Annotated in this window: 25 protein-coding genes and 2 other annotated features (1 of these 27 only partly in view); of the genes, 24 read left to right on the top strand and 1 reads right to left on the bottom strand. The window is 47.3% G+C overall.

Annotated features, from left to right (window positions below; all coding sequences use genetic code 11):
* Positions 1-328 precede the first annotated feature (328 nt).
* The 9 genes from C7R94_RS23230 to pssA all read left to right on the top strand — a co-directional run bounded on the left by C7R94_RS23230 (position 329) and on the right by pssA (position 10357).
* Positions 329-1450, top strand: coding sequence for an MGDG synthase family glycosyltransferase (locus tag C7R94_RS23230; protein WP_106785077.1), 1122 nt, complete (start codon positions 329-331; stop codon positions 1448-1450).
* Between the two features lie 29 nt (positions 1451-1479).
* Positions 1480-2166, top strand: coding sequence for an HAD hydrolase-like protein (locus tag C7R94_RS23225; RefSeq protein ID WP_106785075.1), 687 nt, complete (start codon positions 1480-1482; stop codon positions 2164-2166).
* A 188-nt stretch (positions 2167-2354) separates the two neighbouring features.
* Positions 2355-2819, top strand: coding sequence for a CtsR family transcriptional regulator (locus C7R94_RS23220; RefSeq protein WP_047074759.1), 465 nt, complete (start codon positions 2355-2357; stop codon positions 2817-2819).
* Between the two features lie 16 nt (positions 2820-2835).
* Positions 2836-3354, top strand: coding sequence for a protein-arginine kinase activator protein McsA (gene mcsA, locus C7R94_RS23215; protein ID WP_047074757.1), 519 nt, complete (start codon positions 2836-2838; stop codon positions 3352-3354).
* Positions 3355-3373: 19 nt separating this feature from the next.
* Positions 3374-4447 carry a protein-arginine kinase McsB gene (gene mcsB / locus C7R94_RS23210; protein ID WP_106785072.1) on the top strand — a complete coding sequence of 358 codons (1074 nt, stop codon included), beginning with the start codon at positions 3374-3376 and terminating at the stop codon, positions 4445-4447.
* Positions 4448-4507: 60 nt separating this feature from the next.
* Complete coding sequence (locus C7R94_RS23205; RefSeq protein ID WP_016742864.1) at positions 4508-6958, top strand: ATP-dependent Clp protease ATP-binding subunit; 2451 nt, start codon at positions 4508-4510, stop codon at positions 6956-6958.
* Positions 6959-7062: 104 nt separating this feature from the next.
* Positions 7063-8430 carry a DNA repair protein RadA gene (gene radA / locus C7R94_RS23200; RefSeq protein WP_088910268.1) on the top strand — a complete coding sequence of 456 codons (1368 nt, stop codon included), beginning with the start codon at positions 7063-7065 and terminating at the stop codon, positions 8428-8430.
* 8 nt (positions 8431-8438) lie between these two features.
* The gene (gene disA, locus C7R94_RS23195; RefSeq protein WP_106785086.1) at positions 8439-9515 is read left to right on the top strand and encodes a DNA integrity scanning diadenylate cyclase DisA; all 1077 of its coding nucleotides are present in this window, start codon (positions 8439-8441) and stop codon (positions 9513-9515) included.
* A 113-nt stretch (positions 9516-9628) separates the two neighbouring features.
* Positions 9629-10357 carry a CDP-diacylglycerol--serine O-phosphatidyltransferase gene (pssA, locus tag C7R94_RS23190; protein ID WP_047074750.1) on the top strand — a complete coding sequence of 243 codons (729 nt, stop codon included), beginning with the start codon at positions 9629-9631 and terminating at the stop codon, positions 10355-10357.
* 95 nt (positions 10358-10452) lie between these two features.
* Here pssA and C7R94_RS23185 read toward each other — a convergent pair whose 3' ends face one another.
* Complete coding sequence (locus tag C7R94_RS23185; RefSeq protein WP_106785070.1) at positions 10453-10848, bottom strand: nucleoside triphosphate pyrophosphohydrolase family protein; 396 nt, start codon at positions 10846-10848, stop codon at positions 10453-10455.
* Positions 10849-11134: 286 nt separating this feature from the next.
* Here C7R94_RS23185 and C7R94_RS23180 point away from each other — a divergent pair, with 286 nt between their 5' ends.
* The 15 genes from C7R94_RS23180 to rplA all read left to right on the top strand — a co-directional run bounded on the left by C7R94_RS23180 (position 11135) and on the right by rplA (position 22428).
* Positions 11135-12223 (top strand): PIN/TRAM domain-containing protein, encoded by a 1089-nt coding sequence (locus C7R94_RS23180; RefSeq protein ID WP_047074746.1) that lies wholly within the window; start codon positions 11135-11137, stop codon positions 12221-12223.
* Between the two features lie 27 nt (positions 12224-12250).
* Positions 12251-12937, top strand: a complete 687-nt coding sequence (ispD, locus tag C7R94_RS30745; protein WP_197237899.1) for a 2-C-methyl-D-erythritol 4-phosphate cytidylyltransferase — start codon at positions 12251-12253, stop codon at positions 12935-12937.
* A gap of 3 nt (positions 12938-12940) precedes the next feature.
* Positions 12941-13414 (top strand): 2-C-methyl-D-erythritol 2,4-cyclodiphosphate synthase, encoded by a 474-nt coding sequence (gene ispF / locus C7R94_RS30740; RefSeq protein WP_197237900.1) that lies wholly within the window; start codon positions 12941-12943, stop codon positions 13412-13414.
* An 87-nt stretch (positions 13415-13501) separates the two neighbouring features.
* Complete coding sequence (gene gltX / locus C7R94_RS23170; RefSeq protein WP_106785067.1) at positions 13502-14968, top strand: glutamate--tRNA ligase; 1467 nt, start codon at positions 13502-13504, stop codon at positions 14966-14968.
* Between the two features lie 27 nt (positions 14969-14995).
* Positions 14996-15254 (top strand) — a binding site (T-box leader).
* A gap of 89 nt (positions 15255-15343) precedes the next feature.
* On the top strand, positions 15344-16009 hold the full coding sequence (cysE, locus tag C7R94_RS23165) for a serine O-acetyltransferase (RefSeq protein ID WP_106785065.1): 666 nt from the start codon (positions 15344-15346) through the stop codon (positions 16007-16009).
* Positions 15990-17396: a cysteine--tRNA ligase gene (gene cysS, locus C7R94_RS23160; RefSeq protein WP_047074735.1), complete on the top strand. Its 1407-nt coding sequence runs from the start codon at positions 15990-15992 to the stop codon at positions 17394-17396. The genes cysE and cysS overlap by 20 nt, the downstream gene beginning before the upstream one ends.
* A gap of 17 nt (positions 17397-17413) precedes the next feature.
* A complete protein-coding gene (locus tag C7R94_RS23155; RefSeq protein ID WP_007716204.1) occupies positions 17414-17818 on the top strand; it encodes a Mini-ribonuclease 3 in 405 nt (134 codons plus the stop codon).
* A gap of 1 nt (position 17819) precedes the next feature.
* Positions 17820-18575, top strand: a complete 756-nt coding sequence (rlmB, locus tag C7R94_RS23150; RefSeq protein WP_012683967.1) for a 23S rRNA (guanosine(2251)-2'-O)-methyltransferase RlmB — start codon at positions 17820-17822, stop codon at positions 18573-18575.
* A gap of 1 nt (position 18576) precedes the next feature.
* Entirely contained in the window at positions 18577-19101 is a 525-nt protein-coding gene (locus tag C7R94_RS23145; protein ID WP_047074734.1) for an NYN domain-containing protein, read from the top strand.
* Between the two features lie 74 nt (positions 19102-19175).
* Positions 19176-19826: an RNA polymerase sporulation sigma factor SigH gene (sigH, locus tag C7R94_RS23140; protein ID WP_005828894.1), complete on the top strand. Its 651-nt coding sequence runs from the start codon at positions 19176-19178 to the stop codon at positions 19824-19826.
* Between the two features lie 237 nt (positions 19827-20063).
* Positions 20064-20213, top strand: a complete 150-nt coding sequence (gene rpmG, locus C7R94_RS23135; RefSeq protein ID WP_003392018.1) for a 50S ribosomal protein L33 — start codon at positions 20064-20066, stop codon at positions 20211-20213.
* Complete coding sequence (secE, locus tag C7R94_RS23130) at positions 20213-20461, top strand: preprotein translocase subunit SecE (RefSeq protein ID WP_012683970.1); 249 nt, start codon at positions 20213-20215, stop codon at positions 20459-20461. Before rpmG ends, secE begins: the two co-directional genes overlap by 1 nt.
* Before the next feature lie 45 nt (positions 20462-20506).
* The gene (gene nusG, locus C7R94_RS23125; RefSeq protein WP_017247036.1) at positions 20507-21043 is read left to right on the top strand and encodes a transcription termination/antitermination protein NusG; all 537 of its coding nucleotides are present in this window, start codon (positions 20507-20509) and stop codon (positions 21041-21043) included.
* A gap of 186 nt (positions 21044-21229) precedes the next feature.
* Positions 21230-21655: a 50S ribosomal protein L11 gene (gene rplK / locus C7R94_RS23120; RefSeq protein WP_005828886.1), complete on the top strand. Its 426-nt coding sequence runs from the start codon at positions 21230-21232 to the stop codon at positions 21653-21655.
* An 89-nt stretch (positions 21656-21744) separates the two neighbouring features.
* The gene (rplA, locus tag C7R94_RS23115) at positions 21745-22428 is read left to right on the top strand and encodes a 50S ribosomal protein L1 (RefSeq protein WP_047074730.1); all 684 of its coding nucleotides are present in this window, start codon (positions 21745-21747) and stop codon (positions 22426-22428) included.
* Between the two features lie 42 nt (positions 22429-22470).
* Positions 22471-22630, top strand: a sequence feature (ribosomal protein L10 leader region) (it continues 4 nt past the right edge of the window).

Raw genomic sequence — 22630 nt, 5'->3', positions numbered from 1 at the left:
AATCATGCGTATTCAGTTTTCAGGGAATGAAACCAACCTCTTTACCCCAGAATGGGTAAGGAGGTTTTTTGTTTTTAAAGTATAAAGAGATTTTTTTGTAAATTCCGGAGCGCATGAAAACTTTCCGCTAAAACGCGGTGCTCCTCGTTGAACAGGCCTCGATAGAGGTTTTCCTATAGCATAAAGTCAAACTCGCGATTATTTTGTCGATAAGTTAGGCCGAATGACCGACAAGTTCCCTCTTGCAGACGGGTCTTGGGGTAGACTAACATGAGAAGGTACCTGATCCAGGCGTTGGAGTAGGCGAGGTTATGAAGGAGAATCGTTCATGAAAAAAATTCTAATCTTTTCCGCTTCCATCGGTAACGGACACAACCAGGCAGCGCGGGCCATGCAAGAAAGCATGGCTGAGAGTGGTTGCACATCAATGATCATCGATACGTTGGAATATATTAGCCCCACCTTTCACAAGATTTTGCTGGAAAGCTATATGAATCTGCTAAGGCTGTCACCTAAGATGTGGGGAAGAATTTATCATAATACAGAAAAAACCCGTTTCTTCGATATGAATGTGCTGATGAATAAGTTATTGGCAAACAAACTAAAAAAGCTGATCAACAGTGTACAGCCTGATGCCTTTATTGCTACGCATCCATTTGCAAGCTGTATGCTCTCCGTGCTAAAAGGGAGAAATGATTGGAAGGAACCAATCTATACCATCATTACCGACTATACCATCCATCCTTCATGGATTAATCACCATATCAATTATTACTTTATCGGTCATGAACAACTGTATTACCTGTTAGACGTTTATCGACAGGACCATCAAAAATTCATTCCGATGGGTATTCCCATCATGAAAAAATTCAGCTTGCCTTTGGACTCCGATTTGATACGGCAAAAGCTGGGCCTCGCACCTGAACAAAAGAGTATTATTCTTTCAGGGGGCGGATTGGGTCTCGGCTCGATGGAAAAGGTATTAGATGGGTTAGAAGAGATTAACATCCCTTTGAAAACCTTTGTGTTAACAGGGACAAACGACAAGCTGTACAATAAAGTGATAAATCGTACGTATCGGCATGAAGTCGTTCCGCTAAAATTCATCAATAACTTCCACGAATACTTGGAAACGGCTGATTTAATTGTCACCAAATCAGGCGGACTTACATCAGCTGAAGTAATGAGTAAACGGGTACCCATGATTATTTACAACCCTCTGCCTGGACAGGAAGAGCGGAACAGCCACTTTTTGCTCAACAACGGATGTGCGGTACACGCGAATCTATCCGAGCAGTTGATTTACTTTATCGATGAACTATTGCATAGCCCGTCCAAGGTGGAATACATGCGTAGAATGGGACAGAAAATCTCAAAGCCAGATGCTGCACAACGAATTACTGAGTTTATCATGGATGACATGAATATGTTGCCAGGAGAAGTAGAATAGCTGCCTAGCCAGACAAAATGGAGGAACCCATGACTGTACCATTCGCGATATTATTTGATATGGATGGCACGTTACTTCAAACAGAAAAGCTGTCGACCCCCGCATTTATTCGAACGTTTGACCAGCTTCGTCAAAAAGGACTATGGCAGGGGGAAACCCCAAACGAACGTGAACTGATCAATGTACTGGGAATGACAATTGAGCAGATTTGGGACAAATTGTTGCCAGACGCGAGTGAGGAAGCCATTCGCTCAGCAGACGCGTTCTTGCTAGATAATGAAATCCAGTTACTTAAAGAAAAAGTGACCGACCTCTATCCGGATGTAAAATCAACTCTGGAAAAGCTGCGTGAAAAAGGATTTGCTTTGTTTATAGCAAGCAATGGGCAGGAAGAGTACATCGATGCCATTTGTCAGGAATACGAGTTAAAGCCGCTGATGACCGACCTGTACTCGGCCGGCCGTTTCCGTACGCATTCCAAGAATGACCTAGTTGCAAAATTGTTGTCTGATTACAAAATCGGGCGAGCCATCATGGTAGGAGATCGTCACTCCGACGTGGAAGCAGGCAAGACAAACGGTTTATTTACCATTGGATGCGACTTTGGTTTTGCCAAACCAGGCGAGCTTGATGGGGCAGATGTCATCATCACCAGCTTCTCTCAGCTACTGAATCATTTGCCAGAAATCGACACCAATACGCAAAAACAAGCATAAACCATTCCTCAGGGAGTGGTTTTTTTGTTGATCATGTCCAAGTTTCAAGCGACCCTCTTTTGCCCACACTAGAATGTGTAAGGGACACTTGCGGGCACGCACTAAACCCATTATAATTAAAGTCAAAGATAGTCAAAGTCAATAGGTACCTCATAAGAAACATACACAGAGGAATAGGAGGCGATGACTTGCGTAATATCTCGGACATCATTGAACATCACTTGAAAAGCATCATTACAAACAGTCCCAATGGATCGATCGAGATTCAGCGTAGTGAGCTTGCCGACCATTTTCAATGTGTGCCGTCTCAGATTAATTACGTCATTAATACGCGCTTTACCGTTCAAAAAGGCTACATCGTAGAAAGTAAGCGCGGGGGCGGCGGGTATATTCGCATACGTAAGGTGCAGATTGTCAGCAAAGCACGCTTGCAGGAATTGCTAACAGAAGAACTGATTGGTGAGAGCATCAGTCAGAGCGTGGGAAATGCGATCGTAGAAAGACTATTAGAGGAAGGATTAGTCAACATCAGAGAAGCCACCTTGATGAAAATCGCTACCTCGCGAAACGTATTGACCCTAGAAGCTGAATTGCGGGATCGTTTGCGGGCAAATATTTTAAAGCAGATGATCGCAGCAATCTTGTTGAAGTAAAAGGAGGTAGGATGTTATGAACTGTGAGGAATGCGGAAAACGACCGGCGACACTTCATTTGACGAAAATCGTCAATGGCGAAAAAACCGAATACCATATTTGCGAGCAGTGTGCTCATGAAAAAGGGGACGTCTTTACCGGCTTTCACAACTTCAGCATCAACAATCTCCTGTCAGGACTTTTAAAATTTGATCCCATGCAAAAGAATGGACGCGAAACGGCAACGAATAAGCCGCTTCAATGCGAAACATGTGGACTCACATATGCTCAATTCAGTAAAAGCGGCCGATTTGGCTGTAGTGATTGCTACACCTTTTTGGGGGATCGACTGGACCCACTTTTCCGCCGGATTCATGGAAACACACAGCATAGTGGAAAAGTACCAGAGCGTACCGGTAGCAAACTAAAGATCCGTAAAGAGCTGGAGCAACTAAAGCAAGCGCTGCAAAGTCATGTCGCCAGTGAAGAGTTCGAGAAGGCAGCAGAAATGCGTGATCGAATTCGAGCATTGGAACAAAAAATGGCCCAATCGTAGCAAGGGAGGTTAGCTGGTTATGTCCCAAAAGCAGTTTATGCAAAACCCGTGGAGCAATTGGATGAAAGGAGAAGGTCCCGATTCCGACATTGTCATCAGTACACGGCTGCGTATCGCCCGTAACCTGCGCCAGCACCCTTTTCCGTTATTGGCAACGGACTCGCAGGGCGAGGAAGTCGTCAGAAAGATAACGGAAGTAAGCGATTCGGAGGCAATGCGCAAACGGCATCAGCTTCAGGTCATCCATATGGATCAAATTAACCCGTTAGAAAAACGCGTGCTCGTAGAAAAGCATCTGATTAGCCCTCACCTGGCAGAGGAATCTCGCAAAGGTGCCGTATTGCTTCGGGAAGATGAGTCTGTGAGCATTATGGTTAATGAAGAAGACCACATTCGAATACAGGTACTATTACCCGGGTTTCGTTTGAACGAGGCATGGGAAATAGGTACGAAGATAGACGACATTTTTGAGAAAAGCTTGAACTACGCATTCGACGAAACACGAGGATATCTTACAAGCTGTCCAACCAATGTGGGTACGGGAATTCGTGCATCTGTGATGCTGCACTTGCCCGCTCTGGTGATGACGCAGCAGATCAGCAGAATTTTACAGGCAATTAATCAAGTTGGTCTGGTCGTTAGAGGAATTTACGGAGAGGGCAGCGAAGCTCTAGGGAATCTTTTTCAGTTATCCAATCAGGTCACACTGGGGATGTCTGAGTCGGATATCCTTTCCAATCTTTACGGTGTAGCCAGACAGATTATTGAGCAAGAGCGTGTGGCACGAACTTATTTGCTGGAGCATACCCGGGTTTCTTTGGAGGATCGGATTTTTCGGTCGTATGGTATCTTGATGTATGCCCGCACGGTAGAGTCCAAGGAAGCGGCTCAACGTTTATCCGATGTACGTCTAGGGATTGATCTAGGTATCATTCCTAATGTATCTCCGCTCGTTCTAAACGAACTGTTGGTCACGACACAGCCAGGGTTTTTACAACACCACGCTGGTCAAAAGCTTACTCCGGACCAACGCGACGAAAGAAGGGCAAGGCTGATCCGAGAGCGTCTGCGCGTAGTAGAATCACAAGGGTAATGGTATCACGCAATTGTTAACCATATAGAGAATAAACACGGTTATACGGAGGTGTACGATATGATGTTTGGACGTTTTACAGAACGAGCACAAAAAGTACTGGCGCTTGCCCTGGAAGAGGCGGTTCGTCTCGGGCACAAAGATATTGGGACAGAGCATGTGCTGCTGGGACTCATTCGAGAAGGCGAAGGGATTGCTGCAAAGGCACTGCAATCACTTGGGCTTGGCCTCGATAAAATCCAGAGTGAAGTGGAGTCGTTAATCGGGCGAGGAACGGAGCAGTCCGGTAGTAATTACACACCAAACTATACACCTCGCGCCAAAAAGGTCATTGAACTGTCGATGGACGAAGCCCGCAAATTGGGTCATACCTATGTGGGGACTGAACATATTCTGCTTGGCTTGATCCGTGAAGGAGAAGGCATTGCTGCGAGAATCATGAACAATTTGGGCGTTAGCCTGAACAAGGCACGCCAACAGGTGCTCCAGCTGCTTGGCAGCTCGGAAATGATGGCATCTCATCAACCGTCTGGAGGGAACCCAGCGGCGAATACACCGACACTGGACGGCTTGGCAAGGGATCTGACTGCAATCGCTCGTGATGGCGGGCTGGACCCGGTCATCGGTCGCCAAAAAGAAATCGAGCGTGTGATCCAAGTACTTAGCAGACGTACCAAGAACAACCCTGTTTTGATTGGGGAGCCTGGTGTAGGGAAAACAGCTATCGCAGAAGGTCTTGCCCAAAAAATCGTGAACAACGAAATTCCGGAAACCCTTCGTGATAAACGCGTCATGACACTGGATATGGGAACCGTTGTTGCGGGTACCAAATATCGCGGTGAGTTCGAAGATCGTCTGAAAAAAATCATGGACGAAATTCGCCAAGCAGGAAACATCATCCTGTTTATTGATGAGCTGCATACCTTGATTGGTGCAGGTGGAGCAGAAGGCGCAATCGATGCCTCCAACATTTTGAAGCCTGCCCTGGCACGTGGCGAGCTACAGTGCGTAGGTGCTACTACGCTGGATGAATATCGCAAGTACATTGAAAAAGACGCGGCATTGGAGCGTCGTTTCCAACCGATTCAGGTTGATGAACCGACAGCAGAGGATGCTATCCGTATCCTGCATGGCCTTCGTGATCGTTACGAAGCCCACCATCGTGTCAAAATTACCGATGAAGCAATCGAGCAGGCAGTAAAATTGTCTGACCGCTATATTACGGAACGCTTCCTGCCTGACAAGGCTATCGACTTGGTCGACGAGGCGGCATCTAAGGTCCGCTTGCAATCCTTTACGGTTCCGCCAAACCTCAAAGAGCTGGAGGGACGTCTGGAAGAGGTGCGCAAGGAAAAAGACGCTGCCGTCCAATCACAAGAGTTCGAGGAAGCAGCAGCACTTCGCGATCAGGAGCAAAAACTGCGTGAAGAACTGGATAAAACGAAAAAAGACTGGAAAGAGCGTCAAGGCCAGCTGAACATGGAGGTTACGCCAGAAGACATCGCACAAGTAGTAGCGAGCTGGACGGGTATCCCTGTGTTGAAGCTGAAGGAAGAAGAAACAGAGCGCTTGCTGAAGATGGAAGAGATTTTGCACGATCGCGTCATTGGTCAAGATGAGGCAGTCAAATCCATTTCGCGTGCGATCCGCCGTGCCCGTGCTGGTTTGAAAGATCCAAAACGCCCAATCGGCTCGTTTATCTTCCTGGGACCTACCGGTGTGGGTAAAACCGAATTGGCTCGTGCCGTGGCAGAGACGCTTTTCGGTGACGAGGATGCCATGATTCGTGTAGATATGTCCGAGTACATGGAGAAGCATTCCACCGCACGTCTGGTAGGTGCCCCTCCTGGCTACGTAGGCTTTGACGAAGGCGGTCAGCTGACCGAAAAAGTTCGTCGCAAGCCTTACTCCGTCATTTTGCTGGACGAAATCGAGAAAGCCCACCCAGACGTATTCAACATCCTCTTGCAAGTATTGGATGATGGTCGTCTGACAGACTCCAAGGGACGTACGGTTGATTTCCGCAACACGGTTGTCATCATGACTTCCAACGTCGGAGCCAGCATGATCAAGAAAAATACGACGCTCGGCTTCACGACCAACGATTCGGAAAGAAAGTATCAGGATATGAAGGACAAAGTCATGGATGAGCTGAAGAAGAGCTTCCGTCCTGAGTTCTTGAACCGTATTGATGAAGTCATCGTGTTCCACTCTTTGGAGCAAGAGCACATCGAGCAAATCGTATCGCTCATGACAGAAGAGCTGCGTAAACGTTTGAAAGAGCAGGACATTGATTTCCAATTGACCGAAGAAGCCAAGAAAGTATTGGCAAAAGAGGGCTTTGATCCGGCCTATGGTGCGCGTCCTCTGCGTCGAGCTATCCAGCGTCACATCGAGGATAATTTGTCCGAGGAATTGCTCAAGGGTACGATCAGTAAAGGCGATACCGTCAATATCGAAGCCGAAGAAGGCAAGCTGGTAGTCAAGCGCCTCGAAAAAACGAAATCGTAAACTGTTGAAACGTAATAGAATGCCTCCTGATTCGGGAGGTATTCTTTTTTTGGGTGCGTAATTATGATAAAAGTAGAGAAAGAAATCCAAGTGAGGGTGCGATTATGTCAAAGTATAAAACGAAATACGCGTGTCAAGAATGTGGCTATGAATCGCCAAAATGGATGGGGAAATGTCCGGGTTGCAGCAGCTGGAACACCCTAGTAGAGGAAGTGACGGTAAAAAATGCACATCGTCACGAAGGACTGAGCGGCGGTCAGCGCCAATCTGCGATTCCATTGACCCAGGTAGCCAGTGAAGAAGAGCCGCGCATGGATACGACGATCGGAGAATTAAATCGTGTTCTTGGTGGTGGACTTGTGCCGGGCTCACTCATTTTAGTTGGGGGAGACCCCGGAATCGGGAAATCGACATTGCTCTTGCAGACATCTTTTGCCTTGGCTCATCAAGGGGCGAAGGTTCTTTATGTATCTGGAGAGGAGTCGGCAAAGCAGATCAAAATTCGCGCGGATCGACTCCATTTGCAAACGCCGCCGATGTTTGTATTGGCAGAAAATGATTTGGATTTGATCGAACAGCATATTAATCAAGTAGACCCGGATGTGCTGATTATTGACTCGATCCAGACTGTTTTCCACCCGACGATTCAATCGGCTGCGGGGAGCGTTGCACAAGTGCGGGAGGCTACTGCCCAATTGATGCGGATTGCAAAAGGGAAAGGGATTGGTACCTTTATCGTCGGTCACGTAACCAAGGAAGGCTCCATCGCTGGTCCGCGTATGCTTGAGCACATGGTAGATGCTGTTCTCTATTTTGAAGGGGAGCGCCACAATACGTTTCGAATTTTACGCGCCGTCAAAAACCGTTTTGGTTCGACAAACGAAATCGGTATTTTCGAGATGAAGGATCGCGGTTTGGAGGAAGTGGCGAATCCATCTGAAATATTTTTGGCAGAGCGTCCATTTGGTGTTGCGGGTTCCACAGTCGTAGCCAGTATGGAGGGTACACGTCCCGTTTTGGTGGAGCTGCAAGCTCTCGTTGCCCCGACCAGCTTTGTGACCCCGCGGAGAACGGCAACAGGTGTAGATCATCAGCGTGTGGCGATGATCATGGCCGTGTTGGAAAAGCGCATGGGCATGATGCTACAAAATCAGGATGCTTATGTAAACGTAGCGGGTGGGGTCAGATTGGATGAGCCAGCAGTTGATTTGGCGATAGCCGTAAGCATTGCAAGCAGTTTCCGTGACCACGCCACCAATCCGCATGATGTCGTTATCGGAGAAATTGGCTTGACTGGTGAGGTGCGCGGTGTATCTCGTATTGAGCAACGAGTGCGAGAAGCACATAAATTAGGCTTTAAACGTGTTATCATCCCGGAGAAAAACATCCGCGGTCTGGATGCGCCAGCAGATATTCAAGTAATTGGTGTGAGCAATATTGCCGATGCGTTGAATGAGGTGATAAGGAGGTAGGAGTGGGCATGCAGGGGAACATCAAAAGAACTCCGCAATTCGGTGATGTGCTTCGTCTCGTGGCACCCGGCACACAGCTTCGTGAAGGGTTGGAAAATGTTTTACGGGCAAAAACCGGGGGCTTGATTGTTATTGGATGCGGTCCAGAGATGAAGTCGATTGTCGATGGCGGTTTTTCCATCAATTGTGATTTTTCTCCTGCCCATTTGTATGAATTAGCGAAGATGGATGGGGCGATCATAGTAAGTGAAGACGCAAAACGCATCCTGTACGCGAATACGCAAATCTTCCCACCCTCCTCAATCCCCACGAGCGAGACGGGGACACGGCATCGTACAGCACAACGCACGGCCATTCAAACGAATCATCTGGTCATCGCTATCTCTCAGCGTAGGAATGTGATCACACTCTACCAGGGGAATTTCCGGTATGTCTTAAGCGAAATCAGCGTCATTTTGGCCAAGGCGAATCAGGCTGTATCTACCCTTGAGAAATACAAGGCCGTGTTGGATCAAGCTTTGACGAATCTCGGTGCGTTAGAATTCGAGGAGCTCGTTACTTTACACGAAGTTGCCTCGGTTTTGCAACGAATTGAGATGGTGTTACGTATTAAGACAGAGGTCTCCAAGTACATATGTGAGCTAGGAGTTGAAGGAAGGCTCGTCAGTATGCAGTTGGAGGAACTGGTTTCAAACATTGAGGAAGAGGCCCATATGCTTATTCGGGATTATTCCCGAGATCCATCCTATTCACCTGATCTTGTGCTGCGGGACATGAAAAAATTGAACTCAGAGGAAATGCTGGAGCTCACTTCTTTTTTGCGAACGTTGGGGTATTCCTCCAATGCCAGTATGCTGGATGAATCCGTTTCCCCTAGAGGCTATCGGATCCTGTACAAGATCAGGCGTTTGCCCGTTACAATCATCTCGAATCTGGTTGAGCATTTCCATCATCTGCCGCGAATCATGATGGCAACGATTCAGGAATTAGACGAAGTGGAAGGCATTGGCGAGGTCCGAGCGAGAGCGATTAAAGAGGGACTGAAACGGATTCAAGAACAAGTGTTCATTGACAGACACATTTAAAGTAGAATAGGATAAAGGCATTATTTGTATTCAGCATTTGCCTAAGGGACTTGGATAAAACAAGGTCAACAGGATAACCTGCTCCTTACGCAAAAGAAATCAGGAGGTAGTCTATGTTCGTGAAATCGTTACCGAACATACTAACCGTAAGCAACTTGTTTCTGGGAGTTTTAGCAATTATTCTTGCGTTTCGAGGCGATCAATACGTCGAATATGCAGCGATCACAGTGATCATTGGTATGCTGGCAGACGGGCTGGATGGACGTGTAGCTCGTATGTTGAATGCCCAAAGTGAGTTCGGGAAGGAATTGGATTCCCTTTCTGACGTTATTACATTTGGGATTGCGCCAGCGTTCATCATGTATGTTGTCGTCTTGCAACACTTTGATTTGCTTGGGATTCTCATTACAGCTATTTTTCCGATCTGTGGTGCGCTGCGTTTGGCGCGTTTTAACGTACAGGCCGGGGTTCCGGGGTATTTCATCGGTTTGCCGATTACGGCAGCGGGAGGCGTTCTGGCTACGCTCGCACTCTATCACCAAGTGTTCACTCCGGTATTGCTTGCCGTAAGTATGTTGCTGCTTGCCTTTTTGATGGTATCAAAGGTCAAGTATCCTAACTTCAAAAAAGTGGGAATTCCAAAGTCTGCTTACTGGATCACACCCATTATCATCGCCATTGTGGTTATTGTAGCGATTAAGTATCCGCAGCAATTTCCAAAAATCGTCTTTCTGCCACTCGCTTTTTATGCATTGTACGGAATAAAAAAAAACGTTGACTTTCTTGTCAAAAAATTACGCAAGCGTAAAAACAAAGAGGAAGAAACCGTTCCGTTTGAGTAGTTTCGGCATAAAAAAACCCACACTTCCATGTGTGGGTTTTTCTTTTTTGTATGCAACTTTTTTTAGGGTTCATTCGTAATACGAGTAGCGGACTTTTAAGAAAGATTGAAGACACCCAAAGTATTCAGTCGGTTGGATTCTTTCTGAAGTACATCTTCTAGCTTGATGTCAGTAATATTGCACAAGGCAGCGAGGTAAAAGAGGTTTTTGCCAAGTTCAGCAGTAACTACATCGCGACAATGCTCGCACAGCGGTCCGTTAAAGTGGGTGTCCAAATGGGACTTGTTGTCCTCGAGATTCTTGTTCGAATCGTACGTCTGTTTTTTGGCAACCACTTCGACACAGCCGCATTCGGTGATGGCTTTAGTCAGTGAACGGTTAATGCGGGATGCCGTTTCCTGAACTTTGGACATGACGTCCAGTACGCTACGATGTCTGATCAAAAGCTCGGATACTTGCGTTTGAAAGTCGTCTATGTTTCGATTGTCCATCTGGTTCACCTCTGCTTTAGGCTGTTGGTATCGTCATAATTTTCTCTCATTACGATACTGACATTATAAGAAGGGAGCCAGCTCTCTGTCAATTTATCATCAAAGGAAACGAGTGTTCCCGGGTTGACGAGAAAATGACAACTATGTTAAAATTTTTGGCTATTTGACATGGCAAAATCTTTTTTGCTATAGTGAGGGAAAGTAAAATGAAGCATTATAATGATTTGGAAAAAAATAGGGTTTTACTCTTAGGCTTCTGTCTATATTAGTAAAAGGAGGTGAAGGCATGTTACGCCGAGTAGGAAAATTCATTTTTGTTTTGATTGGTGGCGGATTGGGTTATCGATTTGGTGACGAATTGTTTTCGTTGCTTGATCCACTGTTAAACTTTGGTGTAGTAGCCGGATCGCAATATATTGGAGCTGTACTAGGTGCCATCTTGTTTTTCTTTTTAGCGAATTGGGTTGTGGATTATGTTCTGCGCATCGTTCGATGGGGTGAAGAGACACTCGTCAAAATGCCGGTTGTCGATGTGATGTTCGGAGCGATGGGGTTGATTAGTGGTCTTATTGTTGCATTCTTATTATTCCTGCCCATCAGTAAAATTCCGATTCCATTTGTAGGAGATCTTTTGCCGTTAATTGTTTCCGGGTTGCTCGGTTATTTGGGCTTCCAGGTAGGATTTCGCAAGCGGGACGAGATTATGTCGGTATTTTCGATTGGACGTAAGGATAGGAAAAAGGAAAGTGCGACAACCTCCGTTAATTTGGAAAATAAAATTCTCGATACCAGTGTCATCATTGATGGACGCATCGCAGATATTTGCCGTACTGGCTTTCTGGAAGGGGTACTGGTCATTCCGGGATTTGTGTTAGAGGAGTTGCAGCATATCGCTGATTCCTCCGATGTACTGAAGAGAAACCGCGGTCGTCGAGGTCTGGATATCTTGAACAAGATTCAAAAGGAAATGAAAGTAAAGGTTCAGATTTGGGAAGGCGATTTTGAAGAAGTATCCGAGGTGGACAGCAAGCTGATCAAGCTCGCAAAGCTCATTAACGGAAAGGTCGTAACAAACGACTTTAACCTGAACAAGGTGTGTGAGCTGCAAGGTGTGGCGGTATTGAACATCAATGATTTGGCCAATGCAGTTAAGCCTGTAGTTTTACCTGGAGAAGAGATGAACGTTCAAGTCATCAAGGATGGGAAAGAGCACGGTCAGGGTGTCGCTTACCTGGATGATGGCACGATGATTGTTGTAGAGGGCGGACGAGAATACATCGGAAACGACGTCGACGTTCTCGTAACGAGTGTGCTGCAAACCTCAGCGGGACGTATGATCTTCGCCAAACCAAAGTTGCTGGAACGAGCGTTATAGAAAAGACAACAGGAGAGGGATGAATCAGTGAGTACGGGTGTCGTGATCGTTGCAGCCGGTTCGGGTAAACGAATGGGTGGACAACGAAACAAGTTGTGGTTACCGCTTGCGGGCGAGCCGATCTTGGCTCATACGGTACGTCTTTTTGCTACTCATCCCGACATTGATGAAGTCGTGCTGGTGGTGAGTGAAGCAGACCACGCAGAAGTAATGGCCTTAATCTCGGCTGAAAAGCTGACGGTTGTGGTTACTCTGGGCGGAGCAGAGCGACAAGACAGTGTGAGAAATGGCTTGGCCTCACTATCAGCAAGTTGCGATTACGTACTGGTTCACGATGCTGCCCGTCCTTTTGTCACTCGCAAACAGATCAGTGACATGATCAATCAGGTACAACAAGATCAGGCAACGATCATGGCAGTACCTGTCAAAGATACGATTAAAGTGGTGGGGGCGACAGGACTTGTAGAGTCAACCCCGGCACGGGAAAGCTTGTGGGCGGTTCAAACCCCACAAGCTTTTCGTATGTCTTTATTGCGAGAGGCACATCAGGCAGCAGAGGCAGCAGGGAAGCTGGGTACGGATGATGCGATGCTGGTTGAGTGGATGGGTCATCCGGTATCGATTATGCAGGGAAGCTATGAGAACATTAAGATTACGACGCCAGACGATCTGTGGTTTGGTGAAGAGATATTGCGGAAACGAAAGGGAGAGTAGCTCATGCGTATTGGACAAGGTTTTGACGTACATCAATTAGTAGAGGGGCGTCCATGCATTATCGGAGGCATCACCATCCCGTATGAAAAAGGTTTGCTAGGGCATTCTGACGCGGATGTTCTCCTCCATGCGATTAGTGACGCGATTCTTGGAGCGATTGGTGAGGGGGATATTGGCCGTCATTTCCCAGATACAGACCCGGCTTTTAAGGATGCAGATAGCGTAAAGCTGCTGGAGCATGTATGGAAGTTGGTTCGGGAACGCGGCTACCGTTTAGGTAACGTGGATGCAACGATCATTGCCCAAGCGCCGAAGATGGCGCCGTACATACCGCAAATGTGTGCAGTCATTGCACGCGTGCTGGAGGCAGATGATCTCTCGCAAGTGAATGTGAAGGCGACGACATCCGAGAAACTTGGTTTTACAGGCAGAGGAGAAGGAATCGCTGCACAGGCGGTATGCTTGCTTGTCAAGTAGAGGGGCAAGGTGTAACATAAAGCCTTAGATACGTTTTTACTTAGGTCAAGGTTATAGCCTTTTACATTCATAAGGATGGTGCTACCAATGGCGAAAGAAATTCGCACTCGTTATGCGCCGAGTCCTACGGGGCATTTACACATCGGCGGTGCGCGAACAGCGCTCTTTAATTACCTTTTTGCGAAACATCACGGTGGTTCGTTCATCGTTCGGATTGAAGATACGGACCAAACGCGCAATAAGGAAAATGCGGACGAAGAACAAATGAAAAACCTGAAATGGCTCGGCGTAACATGGGAAGAAGGTACAGACGTTGGTGGACCATATGGACCGTACCGTCAAACAGAGCGCCTGGACATTTATCGGAAATATATCGATCAACTGCTGGCAGAAGGCAAAGCGTACTACTGCTACGCGACAAAAGAAGAACTGGATGCAGAGCGTGAAGAACAGCTCGCGCGTGGAGAAACACCACGCATTTTGGAAAAGCACCGCCATGTAACAGACGAGCAGCGTGCTCAGTACGAAGCAGAAGGACGAGTGCCATCCATTCACTTCCTCGTTCAGGAAGACCGCGAGTATGTCGTGAGCGACCTGATTCGTGGACAGGTAACATTCAACTCCAACGAGATGGGCGATTTCGTTATTTGCCGTCCGGATGGGATTCCTACATACAACTTCGCCGTTGTAGTGGACGACTATTTGATGAAAATTAGCCACGTCATTCGTGGAGAAGAGCATCTGTCCAACACGCCCCGTCAATTGATGATTTATGAAGCGTTTGGGTGGGAAGCGCCTGACTTTGCTCACTTGGCACTGATCCTCAACCAAGATGGCAAAAAGATGTCCAAGCGCGACGAGAGCATTCTTCAGTTCATTGAACAGTACCGCGACCTCGGCTTCTTGCCGGAAGCAATCGTGAACTTCCTTGTTCTTTTGGGATGGTCTCCAGGTGGCGAAGAAGAGATTTTCTTAATGGAAGATCTGATCAAGCTGTTCTCAATGGACCGCGTGAACAAGTCGCCAGCTGTGTTTGATGCAACGAAGATGAACTGGATGAACAACTTCTATTTGAAGCGCCAACCGCTCGATATGATTACAGACATGTGTATCCCGCATCTGCAAAAAGCTGGCTTCATCGAAGAGAATTTGTCTGCTGAGAAGCGCGAATGGGTTCGCAGTATCGTAGGACTGTACCAAGAGCAAATGTCCTACTGTGCGCAAATCGTTCCGTTGGCAGCTCTTTTCTTCCTCGACGAAGTGGTGTACGATGAAGAAGCAACGCTGGTGCTGAAAGAACCGCAATTGCCGGAAGTGCTCGCTTCCTTTGTGAAACACCTTTCTGCCCAGGATGCATATAATGTGGATGTTATTAAAGCAGTACTCAAGGACGTGCAAAAGGAAACGGGTCACAAAGGCAAGGCGTTGTTTATGCCGGTTCGCGTAGGAGCAACTGGCCAGGCGCATGGTCGTGATTTGGCAGAGACGTTGTACCTGCTCGGACGCGACAAGGTGATTGCACGTGCACAGCAAGTAATTGCAAACGGTCAGTAAGTATTGGCTGGTTTTCTCTTATATATAAGGAATGCAACGATCAGGAGAAGTACAACAGTCTGCACATCTACAGAGAGGATGGATAGGTGAGAGCCATCTGATGTGCCCTGTTGGAAATGCCCCTGTGAGCAATGAGCTGAACCTATCTTTTTGAAAAGATATCAGTAAGCGCCATCGGCTTCCCGCCGTTATCGGGATATGAGCGAGATCGTTCAAGGTTGTTTGTTAAGTCTTTGCAGCCAAGACGATCTAAGCAGAGTGGAACCACGGTAAACCCGTCTCTGTCCCTTCGTAATGGAGGGGATAGGGACGTTTTTTATTTTATAGGAAGTTGAACACTCGGCAGGTAAATCAGGCAGGAGGTGCCACCCAAAAATGTTAGCACAGATGAGAGATGACATTCATGCTGTTTTTGAACGAGACCCGGCTGCGCGCAGTACGCTGGAAGTCGTCATGACCTATTCCGGTTTGCACGCGATATGGGGGCACCGGATTGCCCACAGGCTCTGGAAGGCTGAGCTGTGTACACTCGCCCGAATTGTCTCTCAGCTATCCCGTTTTTTCACGGGAATTGAGATTCACCCGGGCGCAACCATTGGACGCGGCCTGTTCATTGACCATGGCATGGGTGTTGTGATCGGAGAGACGTGCGAGATCGGAGACAATGTAACGATTTATCAAGCAGTTACACTCGGGGGAACAGGTAAGGAAAAAGGAAAGCGTCACCCAACGATCGGCAATGATGTCATTATTGCTACGGGAGCAAAAGTGTTGGGCTCCTTCAAAATTGGCGATAATTCAAAGATAGGGGCTGGTGCCGTTGTCTTGCAGGAGGTACCGCCTAACTCGACCGTTGTAGGAATCAAGGGACGCATCGTCATCCAGGATGGCAAGCGGGTCAAAAACGATCTGGACCATGTAAATATGCCAGACCCGGTAGCGGATACGATTCGAATGATGCAAAAGGAAATTGATCATTTACGAAAAGAATTGGAGCTTTTGAGGGAGGATAAAAAGAACGATGGGCATTCAGTTAACTAACACGATGACGCGGCGAAAGGAACCGTTTCACACATTGGAGCCAGGAAAGGTAAAAATGTACGTGTGCGGCCCGACCGTGTACAACTACATCCACATTGGAAATGCGCGACCTGCCATTGTATTTGATACACTTCGCCGCTACTTGAAATACCGTGGCTACGAAGTGACATTCGTGCAAAATATTACGGACGTAGATGATAAGCTGATTCGTGTGGCGAATCAGGAAGGTGTCACTGTCAAAGAAGTGGCGGATCGATACACGGATGCGTACAATGCTGATCTGAAATCACTGAACGTATCGCCGCCGGATATTCAACCGCGAGTGATGCAGACCATTCCGGAGATCATTGAATTCGTGCAAGGGCTGATTGAAAAGGGCTTTGCCTATGAGAGTGAAGGTGACGTCTATTTCCGCACGGGACGTTTTCAGGAATACGGAAAGCTTTCGCATCAGCCGCTGGATGATTTGCAGGCAGGTGCTCGTGTAGAAATTAACGAGAAAAAGGAACACCCTCTGGACTTTGTACTTTGGAAAGCGGCCAAGACTGGAGAAGTTACCTGGGATAGTCCGTGGGGCGAAGGAAGACCGGGATGGCATATTGAGTGCTCGGCAATGGCCCTGAAGTTTTTGGGTGAGGAAATCGATATCCATGCGGGCGGAACAGACCTTGTGTTCCCGCACCACGAGAACGAAATTGCCCAATCGGAGTGCTTTACGGGTAAAGTCTTTGCACGCTACTGGCTGCACAACGGCATGCTCAATATCGACAACGAAAAAATGTCTAAATCCCTCGGGAATTTCTTGCTTGCACGCGACCTTTCGGAGAAATTCGGCGGTCAATTAATTCGCTTCTTTATGCTTCAGGGGCACTATCGCAACCCGATCAATTTTAGCGAAGAGTTGATCGAACAAGCGGCCAATGGTTTGGATAGAATCAAGACGGCGTATACGAATCTTTCCCATCGTCTGGATACCGTGCGTGCAGAAGAGCCGAATGATCAGGCGCAGGAGCAGGCACGAATCATTGGAGAGCTTCGCGAGCGCTTCATTGCTGAGATGGATGATGATATCAATACAGCGAATGCGATTACCGTTATTTTTGACGTCGTGAAGGAAGCCAACCTGTATTTGCGTCATCAAAATGTAGGCGAAACCGAAGTTCGTGCGTACATGGATTTGTTGGTTGAGTTGACGGAGGTTCTTGGTCTTGAAATTGCAGAAGAGCAGGAGCTGTTGGATAGTGAGATTGATGCGCTGATCGAAGAGCGCACAGAAGCCCGCAAAGCAAGAAACTTTGCGCGCTCTGACGAAATCCGCGATCTGCTCGCAGCAAAAGGAATCGTGCTGGAGGACACGCCACAAGGTGTTCGCTGGCGTCGAAAATAAGGGGCCGAAGAAAATAGATGCAAAAAGAAGAACTGACCCGAGATCCTAATCTGACAAATCCACTCGTGCTTGCCTTCCTCGGGGATGCTACCTATTCGCATTGTGTTAGGTATCATTTGATCGCCAAGGGGCTGGTTAAACCAAACCAGCTCCACAAGGCGGCCAACCGCTATGTTTCAGCGAAAGCACAGGCCAATGTGTTGTTAACGTTAATGCCCACATTGCCGGAGGAAGAATTGAATGTAGTGAAGCGGGGGCGGAATGCCAAATCCGGCTCCAGTGCCAAAAACGCCGATATTATCGACTACCGTCATGCAACGGCTTTTGAAGCATTGATCGGGTATCTGTACTTGAGTGGAAAAGAAGAGCGGATCGCTGAAATTGTGCAACAAGCGTTTGCCATAGTGGAAGGAGAATCATGAAATGAGTGAAGAGTGGATTCTGGGGAAAAACCCCGTTATCGAAGCTTTGCGATCAGGCCGTACGATCAATAAGATTTGGGTTGCAGAGGGGACGAATAAAAATCTGATGGGACCTGTCTTTGCCTTGGCGAAAGAACAGGGTGTCATTGTGACGACAGCGAACCGCAAAAAGCTGGATCAGCTCGTGTCAACGGACAACCATCAGGGTGTAGTGGCTTCAGTTGCTGCTTACGATTACGTAGAAGTAGACGATATTTTGAAGCGGGCAGAGGAAAAAAACGAGGCGCCGTTCATTTTGCTGTTGGACGAGCTGGAAGATCCGCATAACCTCGGTTCCATCATGCGGACAGCCGATGCAGTCGGGGCTCATGGTGTCATCATTCCAAAACGACGCTCTGTCAGTCTTACAGCAACAGTGGCAAAAGCTTCGGCAGGGGCGATCAACTACGTGCCGGTAGCGCGAGTGACGAACTTGGTTCGTACCATGGAAGAGCTCAAAGAACGCGGTGTTTGGATCGCAGGAACAGATGCGAGTGCCAAGCAGGATTTCCGCCAGGGTGATTATACGATGCCGCTCGCAATTGTCATTGGCAGCGAAGGAAAAGGGATGAGTCGTCTCGTCCGAGAAAACTGTGATTTTCTGTACAGCCTTCCGATGGCGGGAAATGTTACCTCACTCAATGCTTCTGTAGCAGCTGCCTTGTTGATGTATGAAGTCTATCGCTCCAGGAGTCCAATTCCGACACGGGTGAAATGACATGGCGAAACGAAAAGCCAAGCAGCTGTTGATCGTAGATGGTTACAATATCATCGGCGCCTGGCCCGATCTGCGCCTGCTGAAGGATCAAGAGCGGATGGACGAGGCGCGTGATCAATTAATCGCAAAAATGGCTGAGTACCAGAGCTACACTGGTGTGAAGGTCATCATTGTCTTCGATGCGTACAACGTTCCTGGCATTGGCCGTCAAATGGAAGACTTCCAGGTCGAGGTTTATTTCACGAAGAAAAAGGAGACAGCAGACGAGAAAATTGAGCAGCTAGTCTCCCAATTTCACAATAAAAATCGACAAATTTATGTAGCAACTTCTGATTATACCTCTCAACGTGTCATATTTGGGCAGGGGGCTTTGCGCAAATCAGCGCGGGAGTTGTTGCTCGATATGGAAAATGCGGGCAAGGAAATCAAGAAACAAGTCGAAAAAACGCAAGAAGAGCGCTTCTCCACGCGGATTACGCTGAATGATGAAATAGCGAAAATATTCGAAAAATGGAGAAGGGAATAACTTGGATTCGGTTGACGCTTTTTTACGGCATCATGTATAATAGCGCTATCTATTGGTTGGCGGAGGGATCATTTGTGAGTGTTGACCTCAAGGAGTTAAAACATGCCCAATATGAACTAATGACCGACGAAGAAGTAGTCGACCTGGTTCGCGATAATGACGCCGAAGCTTTGGAGTATTTGATCAACAAATACAAGAACTTCGTTCGTGCCAAAGCGAGATCCTATTTTCTTATTGGGGCTGACCGCGAAGACATCGTGCAGGAAGGGATGATCGGACTGTACAAGTCTATTCGCGACTTCCGAGGAGACAAGCTCACGTCGTTCAAGGCATTTGCCGAGCTGTGTATTACCCGTCAGATCATTACCGCGATCAAGACAGCGACACGCCAAAAGCACATCCCGCTCAATTCTTACGTCTCACTGGACAAGCCTATCTATGATGAGGATTCTGACCGCACGTTACTCGATGTGATCTCGGGAACAAAAGTGACCGATCCAGAGGAATTGTTTATTAATCGGGAAGAGTTCGATGATATCGAGGGCAAAATGAGTGAAATATTGAGCGACTTGGAGCGCCAGGTTCTCATGCTCTATTTGGATGGGCGATCCTATCAGCAGATTGCCGTCGAGCTGAAGCGTCATGTCAAATCTATTGATAATGCATTGCAGCGAGTAAAGCGCAAGCTAGAGCGCTATTTGGAAGGAAGAGAGATTCATTTGTAGAGAATCTCTCTTTTTATTTTGGAAGCAAAAGGACTACCTCTTGTCAAGTCATTTTGTTTGACATGGGTATTTCGGTGTGATAAATTTATTTAGGTAGCCATAGACTCTTATCTCTCTGTTCTATGGTTACTTAGGTGAATGAAATGGTCAGGAAAAAGTAGCGGTTTTCCCGTACTATTTATCATCGGGGTACTTTTAACTAATAGCAGGTTTGAAATGAGATGGAGGTGGCAATAAATGCGAGTAAACATCACGTTGGCGTGCACCGAGTGTGGCGAGCGTAACTATATCTCCACAAAGAACAAGCGCACCACTACTGAACGTGTTGAACTGAAAAAGTATTGCTCCCGTGACAAGAAGCAGACCCTTCATCGCGAGACGAAGTAATGGTTGATGCGACGAAGTCAGGGGGTGGCAAAGTGGGTTTTTTATCACGAATCGGAGCCAGTTTTCGCCGTACCGGTGGTTTTTTTAGTGACGTAATGTCCGAGCTAAAGAAAGTCCGTTGGCCCAACCGTAAAGAGTTGACAACCTATACGCTTGTTGTACTCGTTACGGTCGTGCTCCTTGCAATATTCTTCTTCGTCGTTGATTTGGGTATCTCGCGCTTGATCGATTTGATTCTAGGAACGTAATTATGCAAGTCTTAGGAGGGACGGACGGTTAACGTCCTGTTGGATATGGAAAAAGCATGGTATGTACTTCATACGTACTCAGGTTACGAAAACAAGGTGAAAACCAATCTGGAGAAGCGACTCGAGTCGATGGGCATGGAAGACAAGATCTTTCGCGTTCTTGTTCCCACTGAAGAAGAGGTGGAAACCAAGGATGGTAAGAAGCGCACCGTCACGAAAAAAGTGTTTCCTGGATACGTCCTTGTTGAAATGGTGATGACGGACGACTCTTGGTATGTCGTGCGCAACACCCCTGGGGTTACCGGCTTTGTCGGATCCACGGGTGCTGGCTCTAAACCGACAGCGCTGCGTCCTGAAGAGGCCGATACGATTCTCAAGCAAATGGGGATCGAAATTCCCAAGATCAGAGTCGATTATGCTCTCCGCGATATGGTGCGCGTCATAGATGGTCCATTTTCCAATCGCACCGGGGAGATTATCGAGATTCACCCGGACAGGCAGAAGGTTCGCGTATTGGTGGACATCTTCGGTCGCGAAACACCGGTAGAGCTAGACTTTACACAAGTTCAAAAATTGGATTAGGATTCAACTTGAAAAGTATCGCGCTATGTGGTACATTTCATTTTGTTTTAACAATCCCACAACACTAATTGGGGTTTCTTGCACTCTCACTATAGATCGAAAGTCTTTTACATAGAGACTTTCAAAAAACGGTGGGAGGGGGCATTCCCCCGTAATAACCACATGTGAAGTAAGGAGGTGTGTTACGTGGCTAAGAAGGTTATCCGCGTAATTAAATTACAAATCCCAGCAGGTAAAGCGAATCCTGCACCTCCAGTAGGTCCGGCTCTCGGTCAAGCTGGTGTAAACATCATGGGATTCTGTAAAGAATTCAATGCTCGCACTGAAAGCGAAGTTGGTATGATCATTCCGGTGGAAATCACCGTGTTTGAAGACCGTTCTTTCACTTTTATCACAAAAACTCCTCCAGCTGCAGTTCTGTTGAAGAAAGCTGCTGGTATCGAGTCCGGTTCTGGCGTACCAAACAAAACAAAGGTTGCTACGCTGAAGCGTGATAAAGTTCGTGAAATCGCAGAACTGAAGCGTCCTGACCTGAATGCTGCATCCGTAGAAGCGGCTATGCGCATGGTAGAAGGTACAGCTCGTTCTATGGGTATCGTAATCGAAGACTAATTGTCTTGAGTGCAAGGGGGCACAGACGTTGTGCCCCCCTGTCTGTGGGAGGATCAACCGCTACGACCACATTGAAGGGAGATTTAATCATGGCGAAAAAAGGTAAGAAATATCAAGAGGCTGTAAAGCTCGTTGATAAAAACAAAGTATACGAAGTAGTTGAAGGCGTTGAGCTGGTTAAAAAAGCAGCTACAGCTAAATTCGATGAAACTGTTGAAGCAGCTTTCCGTTTGGGCGTAGATCCTAAGCGTGCTGACCAACAAATTCGTGGCGCAGTTGTATTGCCACATGGTACTGGTAAAGTACAACGTGTTCTCGTATTCGCAAAAGGCGAAAAAGCGAAAGATGCAGAAGCAGCTGGCGCAGACTTCGTAGGCGATGCAGACATGATCGCAAAAATCCAAGGTGGCTGGTTCGACTTTGACGTTGTAGTAGCTACTCCTGATATGATGGGTGAAGTAGGTAAATTGGGTCGTGTACTCGGTCCAAAAGGCCTGATGCCAAACCCTAAGACCGGTACAGTTACTTTCGATGTAACTAAAGCGGTTAACGAAATCAAAGCAGGTAAAATTGAGTATCGTGTAGACAAAGCGGGTAACATCCACGCTCCTATCGGAAAAGCATCCTTCGATGCTGACAAACTGGTAGAAAACCTGGCTGCTCTGACTGAAGCACTGAACCGTGCGAAACCAGCTGCTGCTAAAGGTGTTTACATGAAAAACGTAACCCTGAGCTCCACTATGGGCCCTGGCGTACGCGTAGCTGTAAAATAATGACACTTGACTTCCTTTACGGGAGTTGTTAAGATAGTCCCTGTTGATGAAAAGAATATGCCGTAGACAGAAGGTGCGATGCTTGTGAGAGTAACGCTTAATATCCCTCCGAGGCGTGTAATGTACGAATGAGGAAACGCTGTTTTCCTTTGACGATATAGCATTATGCCCTCGTGAGTCTGCGAGGGCATTCTTCATTTTC

This window comes from Brevibacillus sp. NRRL NRS-603, from assembly GCF_003013445.1.
Taxonomy (GTDB): domain Bacteria; phylum Bacillota; class Bacilli; order Brevibacillales; family Brevibacillaceae; genus Brevibacillus; species Brevibacillus formosus.
Note: the sequence above shows the minus strand (reverse complement) of the source record. Positions and strands in the feature narration are given on the sequence as shown.